The 15,131-nt window shown below is 76.0% G+C and carries 17 protein-coding genes; 6 read left to right on the top strand and 11 right to left on the bottom strand.

Translation table 11 applies throughout. From position 1 onward, the window contains the following. The first annotated feature begins 105 nt into the window (after window positions 1-105). Window positions 106-345, top strand: coding sequence for a YgaP-like transmembrane domain (locus DT057_RS01865; RefSeq protein ID WP_128560430.1), 240 nt, complete (start codon window positions 106-108; stop codon window positions 343-345). Window positions 346-709: 364 nt separating this feature from the next. Here the strand turns inward: DT057_RS01865 and DT057_RS01860 are convergent, their stop codons facing one another. Then, window positions 710-973 (bottom strand): GlsB/YeaQ/YmgE family stress response membrane protein, encoded by a 264-nt coding sequence (locus DT057_RS01860; RefSeq protein WP_128560429.1) that lies wholly within the window; start codon window positions 971-973, stop codon window positions 710-712. Between the two features lie 207 nt (window positions 974-1,180). Between DT057_RS01860 and DT057_RS01855 the strand changes: the two genes are divergently transcribed. The 3 genes from DT057_RS01855 to DT057_RS01845 all read left to right on the top strand — a co-directional run bounded on the left by DT057_RS01855 (window position 1,181) and on the right by DT057_RS01845 (window position 3,304). Next, on the top strand, window positions 1,181-1,528 hold the full coding sequence (locus DT057_RS01855) for a RidA family protein (protein WP_128560428.1): 348 nt from the start codon (window positions 1,181-1,183) through the stop codon (window positions 1,526-1,528). A gap of 2 nt (window positions 1,529-1,530) precedes the next feature. Beyond that, a complete protein-coding gene (locus DT057_RS01850) occupies window positions 1,531-2,640 on the top strand; it encodes a polyamine ABC transporter substrate-binding protein (RefSeq protein WP_128560427.1) in 1,110 nt (369 codons plus the stop codon). Between the two features lie 151 nt (window positions 2,641-2,791). Then, the gene (locus DT057_RS01845; protein ID WP_128560426.1) at window positions 2,792-3,304 is read left to right on the top strand and encodes a hypothetical protein; all 513 of its coding nucleotides are present in this window, start codon (window positions 2,792-2,794) and stop codon (window positions 3,302-3,304) included. Between the two features lie 186 nt (window positions 3,305-3,490). On the opposite strand, the gene DT057_RS01840 is transcribed toward DT057_RS01845, so the two are convergent. Then, the gene (locus DT057_RS01840; RefSeq protein ID WP_128560425.1) at window positions 3,491-3,910 is read right to left on the bottom strand and encodes a DUF3597 domain-containing protein; all 420 of its coding nucleotides are present in this window, start codon (window positions 3,908-3,910) and stop codon (window positions 3,491-3,493) included. 199 nt (window positions 3,911-4,109) lie between these two features. On the opposite strand from DT057_RS01840, the gene DT057_RS01835 reads away from it, so the two are divergent. Continuing rightward, window positions 4,110-5,144 carry an aromatic ring-hydroxylating oxygenase subunit alpha gene (locus DT057_RS01835; RefSeq protein ID WP_128560424.1) on the top strand — a complete coding sequence of 345 codons (1,035 nt, stop codon included), beginning with the start codon at window positions 4,110-4,112 and terminating at the stop codon, window positions 5,142-5,144. Window positions 5,145-5,179: 35 nt separating this feature from the next. On the opposite strand, the gene DT057_RS01830 is transcribed toward DT057_RS01835, so the two are convergent. Together DT057_RS01830 and DT057_RS01825 are read right to left on the bottom strand one after the other, a co-directional pair. Then, window positions 5,180-5,491 (bottom strand): hypothetical protein, encoded by a 312-nt coding sequence (locus DT057_RS01830; protein ID WP_128560423.1) that lies wholly within the window; start codon window positions 5,489-5,491, stop codon window positions 5,180-5,182. Window positions 5,492-5,590: 99 nt separating this feature from the next. Continuing rightward, on the bottom strand, window positions 5,591-6,721 hold the full coding sequence (locus DT057_RS01825; protein ID WP_128560422.1) for a hydantoinase/oxoprolinase family protein: 1,131 nt from the start codon (window positions 6,719-6,721) through the stop codon (window positions 5,591-5,593). Here DT057_RS01825 and DT057_RS01820 point away from each other — a divergent pair. Beyond that, complete coding sequence (locus DT057_RS01820) at window positions 6,707-7,543, top strand: HisA/HisF-related TIM barrel protein (protein ID WP_128560421.1); 837 nt, start codon at window positions 6,707-6,709, stop codon at window positions 7,541-7,543. The two genes, DT057_RS01825 and DT057_RS01820, sit on opposite strands and share 15 nt — an antisense overlap. A gap of 310 nt (window positions 7,544-7,853) precedes the next feature. On the opposite strand, the gene fae is transcribed toward DT057_RS01820, so the two are convergent. The 7 genes from fae to DT057_RS01785 form a co-directional block, all read right to left on the bottom strand. Continuing rightward, window positions 7,854-8,369: a formaldehyde-activating enzyme gene (gene fae / locus DT057_RS01815; protein ID WP_128560420.1), complete on the bottom strand. Its 516-nt coding sequence runs from the start codon at window positions 8,367-8,369 to the stop codon at window positions 7,854-7,856. Between the two features lie 214 nt (window positions 8,370-8,583). Continuing rightward, window positions 8,584-9,474: a triphosphoribosyl-dephospho-CoA synthase gene (locus DT057_RS01810; protein WP_128560419.1), complete on the bottom strand. Its 891-nt coding sequence runs from the start codon at window positions 9,472-9,474 to the stop codon at window positions 8,584-8,586. After that, a complete protein-coding gene (locus tag DT057_RS01805) occupies window positions 9,471-10,388 on the bottom strand; it encodes an ATP-grasp domain-containing protein (RefSeq protein WP_128560418.1) in 918 nt (305 codons plus the stop codon). Before DT057_RS01805 ends, DT057_RS01810 begins: the two co-directional genes overlap by 4 nt. A 15-nt stretch (window positions 10,389-10,403) precedes the next feature. Further along, window positions 10,404-11,378 carry a methenyltetrahydromethanopterin cyclohydrolase gene (gene mch, locus DT057_RS01800; RefSeq protein WP_128560417.1) on the bottom strand — a complete coding sequence of 325 codons (975 nt, stop codon included), beginning with the start codon at window positions 11,376-11,378 and terminating at the stop codon, window positions 10,404-10,406. A 170-nt stretch (window positions 11,379-11,548) separates the two neighbouring features. Then, entirely contained in the window at window positions 11,549-12,700 is a 1,152-nt protein-coding gene (locus DT057_RS01795) for an ATP-grasp domain-containing protein (protein WP_128560416.1), read from the bottom strand. A gap of 11 nt (window positions 12,701-12,711) precedes the next feature. Continuing rightward, window positions 12,712-13,605, bottom strand: a complete 894-nt coding sequence (locus DT057_RS01790) for an NAD(P)-dependent methylenetetrahydromethanopterin dehydrogenase (RefSeq protein ID WP_128560415.1) — start codon at window positions 13,603-13,605, stop codon at window positions 12,712-12,714. A gap of 95 nt (window positions 13,606-13,700) precedes the next feature. Further along, window positions 13,701-14,765 carry a beta-ribofuranosylaminobenzene 5'-phosphate synthase family protein gene (locus tag DT057_RS01785; protein ID WP_238313881.1) on the bottom strand — a complete coding sequence of 355 codons (1,065 nt, stop codon included), beginning with the start codon at window positions 14,763-14,765 and terminating at the stop codon, window positions 13,701-13,703. Window positions 14,766-15,131 lie beyond the last annotated feature (366 nt).

The raw sequence follows: 15,131 nt of genomic DNA, 5'->3' as shown, positions 1-15,131 counted from the left end.
CCGCGCGTTTTCTCATGGGGCTTCCTCGACGGAACAGTGCCGCTCCCCTCGCGTTCGCACCGCGAGACTGAGGCCCGCCGGTGCGGGTCCCCGAGAGGAGCCATCATGTCGAACGCGATCACGGACGTCTTCAGCGGCGAGCCGAACCTGTCCACCAAGGAGCGTGCCATCTCGGTCGTGCTCGGCCTGGGGCTCGCTGCCGCCGCGGCGCAGCCCCGGCCGAACAAGCTGCTGAGCCTCGCCGTCCTGGTCGGCGGCGCCCTGCTGGCGATCCGCGGCGCCACCGGCCACTGCGCCGCCAAGGCCCTGATGGAGCACCGGCCGGGCCCGCCGGCCCGCGTCTGAGGCGTCCGGGCGGGAGGGGGCGCGGGAAGCGCCCTCTCCTCCCGGTGACCATCCCCGGGCGCCCCAAGGCCTGCGCGCCTCGACGGCCCCGGCGGGTCACGCCCTCGGGGCTTCCACTGCACGAGAGAGGGGACCGGCGCCGTCGCGCGGGCCACCGAGGAGGGTGGCGCTCGGCGCTGAGGCGCAAGAACCGCCGGGCGGCGAGACCCGTAGCGAGGGCGCCCGATGCGCTGGCGGGAACCGGCTCAGGCTGGACGTGCGGGCCGCGTGCCCGCCGCGATCCGGCGGCGTGCGGGCCTCGCCCGGGCGCGCGCGTCGGGTCGGGAGCGCGCGGATCTGCGGAGATCGCGCGCTCCGGGATGCGTCAGATCGTGGTGGAGCGGCGGCCCTGGATGAAGCCCCAGATCCCCAGCACCACGATGGCGCCGACCACGGAGGCGATCAGCCCCGCGCCCTGGTTGGGTCCGTACCAGCCGATCGCCTGGCCCAGGAAGGTCGCCACGAAGGCCCCGACGATGCCCAGGATCGTCGTCAGGATGAAGCCGCTCGGCTCGTTCGGGCCCGGCATGATGAACTTTGCGATCACGCCGGCGACGAAGCCGATGATGATGGTCCACAGGATCGACATGGTGACTTGCCCCTTCGGCCGCGCTTGCGATGCAGCAGCAACGCGCAGGTGCGGTCGAGGGTTGCGACGCGGTGCGGCAAGGCCTTTACGCGGGGCGGCCCGAGGCGGCACAAGGCGGGGACGGCGCCCTTCGCGCCGGCGGGCGCCGGCGCGCCCGGGTCCGGGCGCCGGCGTCCGGGCCGAGGCTTCTCTCAGCGGGACCACAGCATGACGATCGAGCGCATCGAGACCGGGACGCGGATGAGCCAGGCGGTGGTCCACGGGAACACCGTCTACCTGGCCGGGCAGGTCTCCGCCGCCGGGGACGTGGCCGACCAGACCCGGGACGTCCTGGCGCAGATCGACGCCCTGCTGGCGAAGGCCGGCACGGACAAGTCGAAGGTCCTGTCCGCCACGATCTACCTCGCCGACATGGCGACCTTCGCCGAGATGAACCGGGTCTGGGACGGCTGGGTGCCGGCCGGCCAGGCGCCCGCCCGCGCCACCGTCGAGGCCAAGCTCGCCGGCCCGCAATTCCGGGTCGAGATCTCGGTCGTCGCCGCGCTCGGAGCCTGACGGTGCGGCCCTTCCGGCGCGGCCGGCGCGCGCTCCTCGCGGCGGCCTGCCTGCTCGTCCTCGCCGGCGGGGCGTCCGCCGCGCCGGAGCGGGTCGTCAACGTCTACAACTGGTCGGACTATGTCGACCCCAAGATGCTCGACGCGTTCACGCGCGAGACGGGCATCCGGGTTGTGTACGACACCTACGACACGAACGAGATCGTCGAGACCAAGCTTCTCGCCGGCCGGTCCGGCTACGACATCGTGGTGCCGTCCGGGCCGTTCCTCCAGCGCCTGATCAAGGCCGGGGTGTTCCTGCCCCTCGACAAGGCGAAGCTGCCGAACCTGAGGAACGCCTGGCCGGAGGTGACGGCCCGCCTCGCGGTCTACGATCCGGGCAACCTCTACGCCGTCGACTACATGTGGGGCACCACCGGCATCGGGGTGAACACCGCGCTGGTGCGCGAGCGCCTGGGGCCGAACCAGCCGCTCAACACCTGGGATATCGTCCTGCGTCCCGAGCTGATCGCCAAGCTCAAGGATTGCGGCGTCACCATGCTGGACGCCCCGGAGGACATCGTCCCGAACGTCCTGGCGGCCCTGGGGCTGAAGCCGGATTCCAAGCGGACCGACGACCTCGACCGGGCCGGCGAGGCGCTGTTTCGCATCCGCGGCGCCGTCCAAAAATTCCACTCCTCCGAGTACATCAACCAGCTCGCCAACGGCGACGTCTGCCTCTCGGTCGGGTACTCGGGCGACGTGCTCCAGGCCCGCAAGCGCGCCCAGGAGGCCAAGAACGACGTCGACGTGGCCTACTATATCCCGCAGCAGGGCGCCCTGATGTGGTTCGATTCCTTCGCGATCCCGAAGGACGCCGCCCACCCGGCGGAGGCGCACGCCTTCATCGACTTCATGATGCGGCCGGAGGTGGCGGCGGCCAACACCAACTTCGTGTCCTACGCCAGCGGCAACCTCGCGGCGAAGCCGCTGGTGAAGCCCGAGATCCTGTCCAATCCGGGCGTCTATCCGGACGACGCCACCTTTCGCCGCCTCTTCACCAATACGGCCTACGACGACCGAGTCCAAAGGGTCGTGACGCGGCTCTGGACCCGGGTGCGCACGGGCCACTGACCGCTGCCATGGTCCTGATGCGACGCGGCTTTTTCCCGGTTGCCGCGCGGCCGGCGCCTAGGCCGATGACTAGCTCGAACGGATGGTTCAATCCGCGCGGAGGTCATGGTACCGCTGGTCCATGGGCACTCCATGCGAACCCGTCCTGCTGATGCTGCGGACCGCGCAGGAGGCGGTGTCGCCGCTCGCAGGATTGCTCGCCGCCAAGGGATACGGCGTGCTGGCGGTGGTCGGCGCCGAGATGAGCCCCGTCCTGACGGAGCCGGGAATCGGGCTGCCGGTCCTCGACATGGCGCTGTTCAGCGAGCGCCTGTGCCGGGCCCCGGAGCTGCCCGACATCGCGGCCCGCCTGCAGGCGGCCTGGCCCGGCCTGCCGATCGTGCGTCTGCCCGACCCGGACCTCGCGCCCGAGCCCGAGGACGAGGCCTGGCGGCTGCCGATCCGGCTCGGCCGGGACTGGGCCCTCGATCAGGTCTGCGAGCGGATCGACGACATCATGCTGGCGGCCGCCGCCCGGCGCCAGCCGTCCGAGGGGCCCGGGCGGGACGGCAGGGGCCGGATCCAGGCGCTGCCGGAGCGGCGCGGGACCGGGACGGCCCTCCAGGAAGTCCGCCGCCTCGTCGCCGGAACGACCCGGGTCACGGGCGACGACGCCGTCGTCTGAGCGCCGCCGGACGGGGCAGCCCCCGGCCGCAACCCCTCGGGGCGGAGGCGCGGGGCGATGCACATCGGGGCCTGCGTAAGGGTCCCGGGCGCGCCACCTCGACCGCGTCGCGATCGGGCGGCGCGCCCGGTCCTCGTCGTGGCGTTCCCTCGCGCCGGAGCGATGGCGGCTTCGGCGGCGGACGCCCTAGTCCTTGAGGTCGTCCGGCACCTTGCCGCCATTCTCCTCGAGCTTGCGGATGACCTGCTTGTGCAGCCAGACGTTCATGGTGGCCGAGTCGCCGGTATCGCCGGTGTAGTGCAGCTCCTGCGCCAGTTCCTTGCGGGCCGAGAGGCTGCTGTCGAGGTGGAGCAGCTTCATCAGGTCCACGATCGAGGTGCGCCAGTTCAGCGGCTGGCCCGCCTTGGCGGCGAGGTCGTTGAGCACCGCCTCGACGTCGACCTTGCCGTCCACCTTCGGCACGGTGCCACCGGTGGTCGGGTCGGCGCTCCCGCCTCCCGTGGGCGCGGTGCCGGCCGGTGCCGTGCCGCCCGTGGTCTGCGCCTGGGCCTCGCCGCCCCCGAAGGGGTGCAGGATCTTGCTGACGATCGTCCCGAGCAGGCTCATCGTGGTCATCCTCCGTGGCTGCGGACGGCGGCGCCTCGAACCGCGCCACCCGCCCGCGGTCGCCGGCCATTCAACGAACCGCCCCGCTCGGTGTTCCGGACGGCGTGGCCGGCCGGGGCGGTATCCAGCGCGCGGCGAAATGCTCTAAGGACGGGCGCCCGGCGCGGTGCCGGGCGTCGATCGGAGGCCACACACGGGCATGACAGGTGATCCGCTCCGCCGGGCGCTCGACGACGTCTGGTACTGCGTCGGGGAGAGCCGGAGCTTCCGGCCCGGGCGCCTCCGGGCCGTGCGCCTCGGCGAGGAGGCCATCGTGGTCGGGCGCGAGGAATCGGGCGCGCTGTTCGCCCTGCGGGACCGCTGCCCGCACCGCGGCATGGCGCTCTCGGCCGGACGGATGGTGGACGGCGCCATCGTCTGCCCCTTCCACGGCTGGCAGTTCCGGCCGGACGGCGCCTGCGCGGCGATCCCCGCCCTCGCCCGCCGGGACGACGCCAACTTCGCGTCCGTCCGCCTCGCCCGCTTCGCCGTGGCGGAGAAGTCCGGGCTGGTCTGGATCGCGGCCGGCCCCGACCCGGAGGCGGCGCCGCCGGTCCCGGAGGTCGACTTCGCCTATTGCGGCCAGCTCGTCGAGATCCTGGAGGTGGAGGCGTCCTTCGACCTCGTGGCGCTCAGCTTCGTCGACCCGGCCCACGTCGCCTACGTGCACGATTCCTGGTGGTGGCGCCCCTCGAAGACCCTGAAGGAGAAGGTGAAGCACTTCGCCCCCTCGCCCTACGGCTTCACCATGACGAGCCACACGGCCAAGACCGCCTCCCTGGTCTACCGCCTGCTCGGCGCGGTGCCGGAGGTCGAGATCGAGTTCCGCCTGCCCGGCGTGCGCCTGGAGCGGATCACCGCGGGCCACAAGCGGCTGGCCAATTACACCTTCGCGTCGCCGCTGCCGGACGGCCGCACCGCCCTGATCAACGCGATGTACTGGAACCTCCCGGTCCTGAACGCGCTGAAGCCCCTGGCCCGGCCCCTGATGCGCCAGTTCCTGGGCCAGGACCGCGACGTGCTCCAGGTCGCGCAGCGGGGTCTCGACCGCAAGCCCGCCATGGTTCTGATGGGCGAGAGCGACGTGCAGTCGCAATGGTACTTCAGCCTGAAGCGCGAGTTCCTGAGGGCCCGCGAGACCGGCGGCGCCTTCGTCAACCCCCTCGCGCCGCGGGAGCTGCGCTGGCGCAGCTGAGCGCCGCCCCGCCCGCCCCGGCGCGGCGGCCCCGCTCAGTTCCGGTCGCGGCCCTCGTTGAAGCGGTCGCGGCACTCGTAGCCGAGGAAGCATTGCGGCGCGTCGGCGGACGGGCCGAAGAACGGCCGCGTCGTCTCCTCGATGGTGCAGAAGCCGGTGTCGCGCACGAGCCGCGCGTACGTGAACGGACCGGTGCCGACCAGGACGGCGCCGCGCCGGGTCACGACGGCGGCGACCTCGCCGCAGCGGAGCGCCGGGGCGGGCAGGCGCTCCTGCGCCGGAGCCGGCGATGGGGCGAGCAGCGTCGGGACGAGGCCGGCGAGGAGGATGAGGGGACGCGTGATCATGATGTCTTGTTCGACCTTGTCGCTGCGGGAAACGGTCCAGGTCCCTGTCGTGACGCGCTCCCGCGCGCCGAACCGGCATCCACGCCGGCGGGGAGCGCTTCAGGGTGCCGCGCGCCGCGAGTCTGCCTGCGGGGTATTTCCCGATGGTCTCTCCCGGGCGTCCGCCCCCGCGTGATCGGCCGCCAGCAGGCCCACCGCCACCGCGGGGCCGCAGGTGGAGATCCAGGCCGTCCCGCCCGGCGGGGCGAGGCGGGGCGCGACGAGGTCGGCGAGGTCGCGGGCCGGACGGCCGAGGCGGGCCGCAAGGCGGGCGCCGACGAAGCGCCCCGCCCCGCACAGCACCACCGGCGCGTCGCCGGGGAGCGTGCCGCGGGACAGGATCAGGGCGGCGGCGTCGTGGAGCAGGCGGAGCTGGGCCTCGGCGAAGTGCCCGGCGAGGCCGGCCCAGTCGGCTCCCGTGCCCTCGTGCCGGTCCCGGCCGATCATCCGGGCGAGGCGGGTCTCGGTCTCGGAATCCGACTTGCCCTTCAGGTCGGCCGTGTCCTGCTGGTCCTCGGCGGCGGCGAGGTCGCGGGTGAGCCGGTAGGCGTCGGCGGTGGTGGCGAAGCACTCGGCCATCAGGGCCGTGCGCCGGCCCCGGAACGGCGCCGCGGCGGCGAGGGCGAGGAGCGGCGTGCGCACCACGCCGGTGTAGACGAGCTCCCCGGTCTCCAGCCGCTCGGCGTCGCTGTAGCCCGAAGCCGCCGGCCGCCCGGCGACGATCGGGATCAGGTCGGCGGTGGTCGACCCGATGTCGGCGAGCAGCGCCGCCGGCTGCACGCCCCCGACCAGCGCCGCGGTGGCGTGCCAGTTCGCGCTGGCGACGTCGGGCGCCCGGCCCGCCGCCGCCCCGGGCGGCAGGAACCCCGCCCGCCCGGCATAGATCGCGACGGAGCCCGGGAGGCGCGCCGCGGCCCAGCCGGCGAGCTGCGCCACGCCGTCCGCCCGGTCGGCGAAGCAGTCGGTGAGCTCGCCCGTCATCGTGACCGCGTGGCGGGCCGGGCTCCGCGCCCAGGCCGGCAGCGCCGCGATGGCGGCGTCGAGGGCCGGCAGGCCGTTCCAGAGCGGGCACGGCGCCTGCACGGCGGCCCGCACCAGGCCGTCCTCCACCAGAGCCGCCTTGACATGCACCCCGCCGAGGTCCCAGCCGATGACGCGCGCGGAGGAGGTCGGGGCATGCGGGGCGGTCACGGGCGGATCTCGGGCGGCGGGGGTCCCGGGCGGGGTGGCACGGCGGCCCGGCCCGCCGCAAGCCCCCTCGCGATCATCCCGGTGCTGGACCTGCGCCACGGCCAGGTGGTGCGGGCCCGGGCCGGCGAGCGCCAGGCCTACGCGCCGATCGTCACGCCCCTCAGCCCGACGCCGGCGCCGGCCGACGTCGCCCGGGGGCTCCTGGGCGCGCTGCCCGCGCGCCGCCTCTACGTCGCCGATCTCGACGCCATCATGGACGGCGCGGACCCGGACCGGGCCGCGCTCGCCGCCATCGCGCGGGCCTGCCCGGGGGTGGAATTGTGGGTCGATGCCGGGTTCGCGACGTCGGCCGGCGTGGAGGCCTTCCTGGCCGCCGGCCTCGGCCGCCCGGTGCTCGGCAGCGAGAGCCAGGCCGACGCGGCCCTGGTGCGCGCGCTCGGGGCCCGGGCGGTGCTCTCCCTCGACAGCCGGGACGGGGTGCCGCTCGGACCGGAGGACCTGCACGCGGATCCCGCCTCCTGGCCGCCGGACGTCATCGCGATGTCGCTCGCGCGGGTCGGCAGCGGCGCGGGGCCGGACCTCGCCGGGATCGCGGCCCTGCGGGTGCGGGCACCCGGGGCGGCGCTCTACGCGGCGGGGGGCCTGCGGGGGCCCGGTGACCTGGCGCCCCTGGCGGCGGCCGGTGCGGCCGGGGTGCTGGTGGCGAGCGCGATCCACGACGGGCGCCTGCGGGCGGAGCACCTGGTGGAGCACTCGGCGGACCACTTGGCGGAGCACCTGGAGCCGCCCGCGCCCCGGCCCGCTCCGGCCCGGGGGGCGTGATCCTCGCGGGCACCCGCGGCGCGCCGCCCGGCCGCCGGAGGTCCGGGGCGTCGCGGCGCGACGGAGTCGCCTGCGGTGCCGGAACGGGAGGGCCGAAGGCCCTCCCGGAACGAGCGGGGTCCCCGCGGGCGCGTGCCCGGCGGGAACCCCGCCCCGGTGGTCCTCGCTCCCGCATCGGTCCCGCGTCGCGGGGCGATGCCGGGGATCAACGGCCGAGGAAGATGGAGGCCAGTCGCTGGAACAGCCCCTGCGGCTGAGGCGGCGGGGGCGGCGGAGGGGGTGCCGCTTGCTGTTCCGGACGGTTTCCTGTCTAAGCGACGTTCGCCGCGAAGGGATGCTGCGCGGTCTTGTACTGCTGGGTGACCTCGGCGGCAGTCGGCGAGCCCTTGATCGCGCGCTCGATCGAGAGCTTCGTGGCCTCGTAGTTGTACTTCTCGATCTTGGCGTCGTCGGCGGCTTCCCAGTGGATGAACACGCCGACCATGATGTAGAGGTCGTCGGCCTCGTCGGCCGGGATCGTGCCCTCGGAGACGCAATCCTGCACCGCCTTGGCGACGGCGTGCTGGGCGGGGCCGAACATCTGGACGGCCTGGCGGGCGTCGTTGATGGTGACCTTGTTGAACAGCAGCGTGTTGGGCTTGCAGGGCAGGTTCGGCGCCACGACCGCGAGCAGGCTGGTGAAGCCGTGCTTGTTGTTGGTCAGGCTGTTGCAGAACGCCGTCTCGGCGGCGCTGCCGCGCGGGCCGATGAGCAGGTCGATATGCGCGACTTCGTTGCCGTCGCCCACCAGGGCCTCGCCCACCATCACCTTATTGATTTTCGCCATTCGGGGTTTCTCCCAGGAGTCAGTAAGGTTAACCGACCGCCAGAACAGGTACGGCCGAACACGCCATCCTTGTTGTCGGCGTTCAGCGGAGTGCCGAACCGGTTGCCCGGATAGCGGGGCGGACCCTACAGCGCCGCTCGACGGCGAACAAGCCGCAGGCATAGAGGCGGAAGACCATTTTCGGCGCCACAGGCAAGATGAAGCCCCTGGACGACTACGACCTATTGGCGGGTTGCGTTCCGCTAGGTGAGTTGTCGGCCGCCGCCTTGAGCCCGAGCAGGGCATCGAGGAACAGGGTCGCGACGGTGAGGTCGGCGCTGGTGCCTGGATTGCGGCCGGCGGCCTTGAGCGCCCGGTCGTGCGCGAGCAGGGCCTCGATCGGGTCCGCCCCCAGGTCGAGGGCGCCGAGCGCCGCCTGCGCGTCGGCCCGCACCGCCTCGGCGGCGTCCGCCCCGAACTTGCGCGCGATGTGGCTGTCCGGGAACGCCGTCAGGAAGGCGAGGTGGACCGCCGTGGTGGTCCAGGGCGCCCGCAGGCCCCGCGCGCGGGCACCCGCGAGCGCCGGCAGGCCGACCTCGAACAGGTCCGAGAAGCCCGTGACGTAGGCGCGCGCGATGCGGTCGCGCCCCGCCGCCTCCGCCATGGCGGCGGCGAGAGGCGGCGGTGCGCCCCCGGCCGTCACGTCGTGGCGCGCGGCCCGGCCGAGGCCGCCCGGGTTGGCGAGCCGGATCGCCGCGTAGACGCCGGCGGCGTCCGCCCCGTCGAGGCCCTCCAGCACGGCCGCGAGCGCCGGGCGCAGGCATCCGGGGCGCTCCGCCGCGGCCGCGAGGGGCGCGCAGAGCAGCACGATGCCGAGGTTCGTGTTCTGGCCGACCCGCGCCATCGTGGCGGCGACGGCGCCCTCGGCCCGGGCGCCGACCCCCGCCCCGGCGGCCGCGACGTGCGGGGCGGAGACCGCGGCGCTCGCCTCGAAATCCGCGAGCGTCATGCGGTGGCCCTCCGCGTAGGCGTGGACGTTGCCGGGCTTCAGCGCCGCGAGCTCGGCCCGGCAGGCCTCGGCGTAGGCCGCCGCGACGGCCCGCGGGGCGAGGCCGGGGGCCGTCACGCCGGGCCCGCCGCCGCGCGCCGCGCCGGGTGGGCGCCGCGCACCGCCGCCAGGAAGCCGGCCGCCACCTCCCGGGCGATGTCGACCGCCGTCACCTGCTGCAGCCCGGACCAGGCCGGCATGCTGTTGACCTCGAGCACCAGGAAGCCGCCCTCCCCGTCCTCGACGAGGTCGATCCCGGTGTAGCCGCACCCGACCGCGCCGGCGGCGGCCTCGGCGAGCGCGGCGGCCCGCCCGGGCACCCGCCAGGGCCGCGGCCGGCCGCCGCGATGGACGTTGGTGATCCAGCCGTCGCCCTCGCGGATCATGCCGGCCACGGCGCGCCCGGCGCAGACGAAGACCCGGTAATCCTGCCACGCCCCGTCCCGCCGCGCGACGTAGCGCTGGAGGTAGTAGACCCGGCCGACCAGCTCCTCGGGGGGCAGCTGCTCGGGCCGCTCGATCAGGTGCAGCCCCTCCCCCTGCGAGCCGAACAGGGGCTTGAGGACGAGCGGCCGCCCGGGGGCCGCCTCCCGGGCGACGAGCGCGGCGGCGGCCTCGCGCCGGGACAGCACGAAGGTCTCGGGGCTCGGGATCCGGTTGCGGGCGAGGAGCAGGCTCGTCATCGCCTTGTCGACCGAGCGCTCGATGGAGACCGGGCCGTTCCACACCACCGTGCCGGCCGCCGCCAGGGCGTGGAGCGCGCCGAGCCGCATCGTGGTGGCCTCGAAGGTGCCGCCCGCGAGGGTCCGCAGGAGCACGCCGTCCGGGAGGCCGTCGGGGAAGCCTGGCACGCGCAGCGGCTCCGGCCGGCCGGTCTCGACCGTCACATCGGCGAGGGAGAACAGCACCGGCTCCGCCCCGAGGGCCGAGAGCGCCGCCGCGAGTCGCTGACGGTGCCAGGTGCCGTTGTCGGCCGCGAGCGCGATCCGCATGGCGGGGCGGCGCCGTCAGGCGAAGGAGCGCTCGACGAGCTCCGGCACCAGCCGCCCGCCGCGGTGGCTGGTGCCGGTGCGCAGCGACGTCACCACCACCTCGGCCGGGCTGAACAGGTGCTTGTCGATGGCGTAGAAGTCGCCGTTGAAGCGGGCGAAGATCTCCGCGAAGGGGGCGCCGTGGTCCCGCGAGGTGGCGCTCGGCAGCGCCTGCGCGAGGGCGCGGGCCTCCCCGTCGTCGGCCTCGACGAAGAGCTGCACCCGGCCCCCGTAGATGATGGCGTCGTTGGTGCGGCCCATGGCCTGGATGAAGTCGGGGTGGGGCGGGCTCAAGGGGGCGGCGCCGATGCCGTCGACGATGGCCCCGAGGTCGAACCCGATCGCGTGCGCCTTGTGCAGGGCGACCTCCAGCACCCGCGCCACCACCTGGGTCGCGCCGGCGAGGCTCTGGGTCGGGGCGTACACGAAGGTGACGTCGCCGGGGGCGAGGCCCGCCGCCCGCGCCACCTCGGCGATCACGGAAGGGGGCGGCGGGCTGCCCGATTCGAGCACCAGCACGATGCGCGCCGCGCCGTCGCGGTAGTGCAGCTCCTCGAACAGCGGCTCCGCCGCCGCGGCGGCCCGGCCCGGCCCGGAGCCGAGGGCGAAGAAGCCGGACTTCCCCTCCTCGTCGGCGAGGCTCCAGCCGGCGTACTGGCTGCCCAGGCAGGCGAGCACCGGATCGGCCGTGTGCACGGTCACGGTGAACGGCCAGGCCGCCACCGGGCCGGCGGGCGCCAGCGTGACGGTGCCGAGGCCGCCGAGGCAGATCTCGGCGATGCGCCGGCCGGCCTCGATCGACCCGGGCACGGCGGCGCCGGCGTCGATCAGGCGGGCCTCGCCGGGCGCCGCCCGCACCGCGAGCCGCAGCCGCGCCGCGTCGGCGACCAGCGCCTCGACCAGGGGGGCGGCGAGCGCGTTCACGCTCGGGCGGACGATGGTGGAACTCATGGCGTGGCTCCCTGGACCCCTGGGCGGCCCCCGCGCGGGCCGGCGATGCGGATGACGCGAGGCCGGCCCGCGCGGGGCGTGCGGCCGGCGCCGGCGGTGGCGAGGCTGCGGGCGGGATCGGCCCCGATCATAGCCGGGGCATCCCGCGCCGCGCCAACATGGGCGAGGCATCAAGGCCTCAGGGCCGGGCCCGTTCCCGCCGGGAGCGGAGGCGTCGGCGCGGCGAGGAGCGCCCGCACGGCGGCGGCGTGCGCGCGCAGGCCCCGCCGCGCCGCCGCCGCGTCGGGCCCGCTCGCCCGCACGGTGCAGATCGGGCTGCCCGCGGCGATGCGGCTGCCCGCCCGCGGCCGGTCCATCACGGCGTCCGGCCAGTCGAGGGGCGGCACCGCCTCGAGCGTCGCCTCGGCGTAGCAGATCTCCGTCGCGGCGGCGCCCGGGGGCGGAGCCCCGCCCGCCGTCAGCCGGCCGGCCGCGGCCTCGATGTGGCGCGCGAGCAGCGGCCGCGGCCCGCGGTCGAGGACGTCGAGGGTGGCGCCGGGGCGCGGGTTGACCTCGAGGAGCCACCACTCCGTCCCGTCGACCAGGAGGTCGGCGCTGGCGAGCCCGGCGAGGCCGGTCGCGGCGACGAGGTCGGCGACCGCCCGCTCCGCCGCGTCGCGCACCGCCGCCGGCAGCGCGCCCGGAGCGGCCGCGCCGGCGTACCGGAACGGATGTCCGGGCGCCGGGGCCGCCCATTGCTCGGTGACCGCCAGCACGGCGATGCCGCGGCCGTCGGCCAGCACGTTGAGGGAGCGGGGCACCCCGGGCCTGCGCCGCTGGAGGTAGGTGCCCGGCGCGAGCGGCCCCGCGGCGGCCGGGCGGACGTGCCCGCCCCCCGAGCCGCCGCGGCGCTTCGCGAGCCACCCCGCCGGGTCCGCCACCGGCGCGAGGGCGATGTCGGGATGCGGGATCCTCAGGCGCGCGCACAGCGCCGCGAGGCCGGCCGGATCCTTGAGGGCCGCCACCGCCGCCGGCGAGGCCCCGAGCAGCCGGTGGCGGGCGGCGAGCCGCGCCATCAGGGCCGGCGCGCCCTCGAAGCCGCTGCCGAGGACGAGGCCGAGGGGACGGCCCGCCTCCGCGGCGAGCGCCTCGAGGGCCCTGACCACGCCCTCCGCCCCGGGCCCGCGGCCGAGGCGGCCGGCGATCCTGCGGTAGCCCGCCGCGAGCTCCCGCGTGTCCTCGTCCCCGAACAGGTCGGCGACGTAGGGGCGCAGGCCCGCCCGCCGGGCCGCCGCCGCGAGCGCCCGGCCCGACTGGGCCGCGATCAGGATCGCGTCGCTCACCGGGCCCGCGCTCAACCGGCGGTCGTGACCGCGAGCCGGTAAGCATCGCGGAAATCGAGGGCGAGCGGCGCGTCGGCCTCGAGCAGGCGCCGGAACAGCCCGGCCTCGGTGCGGTACTTCACGTCGCCGACCGCGAGCGCCCCGATGCCGACGCCCCGCCCCGTGGGCAGCGGCGCCGCGTCGGCCTGGACGTCGATGCCCGCGATGCCGGCCGGCGGCACGGCGTTGACGTCGGCCGCGACGAGGAGCCGGCGCGCCTCGCCCAGATCCTCGCCGCTCAGCACCTGCACGCCGGCGGCGGCCGCCGACAGGATCACCTCGGCCTCCCGGGCCGCCGCGCGGCGTCCCTCCGGGGTCGCGCCGTCGGCGGCCTCGACCGCGACGCCGAAGCGCGCCCGGATGCCCTCGGCGATCCCGGCGACCCGCGCGCGCCCGTCGTAGCCGACGAGGACCGGGTGGCCGCCCTCCTGGGCGCCGATCACCGCCGCGCAGTAGGCCACCACGCCGGTGCCGCCGTAGATCGCGAGGCGCTTGCCCGCCAGGGTCTCGCCGAAGCGCTCCCGCAGGGCCCGCCCGACGCACGCCACCATGGCGGCGCCGGTGGTGAAGGAGCCGGCCGGATCGGCGAAGAGGTGGGCCCGGAACGGCGGCACGAAGGCGCCCCTGGCCGCCTCCATCATGTCGAGGGCGGTCTCGGCGTTCCGGCCGGCGATGAAGATCGCCGTGCGGGTCCCGTCCCGGGGGGCGCGGGAGAAGATCGCGTCCTGCACCAGCGCCGCCACGTCGGACGCCGCCACGTGGGTGTAGGGCACGACGACGTCGAAGCCCGCATCCACCGCCATGTTCACGTCGAACGGGCTCATGTGCTTGAGCGGCGTCAGCATGTGCAGGATCGAGCGGGCCATCGGGCGGTCTCCTCGGCGGCAGGTCTCGCGGCCGGGTGCGCGCCTCCCGGGGACCGGCCGCCGTCCTTGTAGGGCCGCCGGCCGCCCCTTGTGTCCTAGACGTTGGTGCCAGTCGCGGCGCCCGCGCCGGTGCCGTCCGGGCCGTCCGGGCCGTCCGGGGCTGCGCCGGGCGCGTCCGGGCCCGTCACCCGGGCGCCGTGGTTGCGGCCGCGGGCGATCCGGAAGGCGAGGTCCGGGTGGCGGTCGCGCAGGCGGGCGACGAGCGCCTCCGCGTCGCCCTGGGCGGCCGCGAGGACGAAGCCGGTCGGTCCCCAGGAGCTCTGGCCGAAGCCGGCGATCCCCATGGCCTCGACGTCGGCGAGGGCCGCCGCCACGGCCGCGCTGGCGTAGCGGCCCCCCTGGTGGGGCGCGAAGTAGTCGCCGATCCGGCGCTGGATCGCCGTGATGCCCCGGCCGAAGCCGTCGAGGTCGGCGGCGGCCGCGGCCGGCAGCACCTGCATCAGGGCGAGGCGGCAGATCTCGGCCGCGCCGGCGGCGGGGAAGCGCGGCAGGTCCCGGAAGGCGTGCCGCTCCGCGGCCCCGTGCACGCCGACGCGCCCGGGATCGAGGATCAGCACCACCCGCCACGCCTCCGGATAGGCGAGGCGCGACACGATCGGGGGCGGCGCGTCGCTCTCGTCCCGGCCGCCGTCGACGAGGAGCCCGCCGGTGACGAAGGCGGCGAGGCCGACGCCGGACCGGTTGCCCCGGTCGAGGGCGTCCGCGAAGGCGGCGGGCGCGAAGGGCGCGCCGTGCAGCCGGGCGAGCCCGGCCGCCACCGCCAGGGCGAGCTGGGTCCCGGAGCCGAAGCCCGCATGGGCCGGGATCGTCTCGGCGAGGTGGAAGGACCCGGTCTCCGGCACGCCGAGGTGCCGGGCCGCCTGGCCCGCGTAGGCCCGCACCCGGTCGAGCGCGGCCGCGATGCCGGGCGCCTCCGCGCCGGTGGCGCTCAGCCCGTCGGCGGGCCGGACCGTCAGGTCGACCGCGGGGGCGTCGAGGCTGAGCCCGATGCTGCCGAAGCGCCGGCCGAGCCCTCCGTGCAGGTCGAGGAAGCCGAAATGCAGCCGGGCCGGCGCGCGCACCCGCACCCCCGTCAGCGCCCTGCCCGCCGCGTCCGCCAAACCGGTCCCTCTCTCGGCCCGAGCCCGCTTGCCGGAAGGGGCCGGGCGGCCGCCGGGCGGACTGTCCCACATCGCCCGCCCGCAGGGCAACTCGGGCCGGAGGGTTATTTTTCCTGCCTGTTAGATCCGGACTTTCGGGGGACTTGCCTGCCGGCGGGCCCGGATGCGAACGTCCGGCCCGGCAGGCCCCGGGGCGCCGGGCGCGCCGCGGGACGGCGCCGCGCGGGCGGCGGAGCGCGGGCGGCGGACCGCACGGGGCCGACCGCCCGGCAGGACAGCGAGGGTGGATGACGGCCTGGATCGACGGGCGGGCGGCGGACCCGGATGCCGCGGTCGCGGCGGCGGCCAGCCTCCTGGCGGGCGCCC

The organism is Methylobacterium crusticola, assembly GCF_003574465.1.
In the GTDB taxonomy this organism is placed as follows: Bacteria; Pseudomonadota; Alphaproteobacteria; order Rhizobiales; family Beijerinckiaceae; genus Methylobacterium; species Methylobacterium crusticola.
The sequence above is the reverse complement of the archived record's forward strand: the minus strand, read 5'-3'. Positions and strand labels throughout refer to the sequence as shown.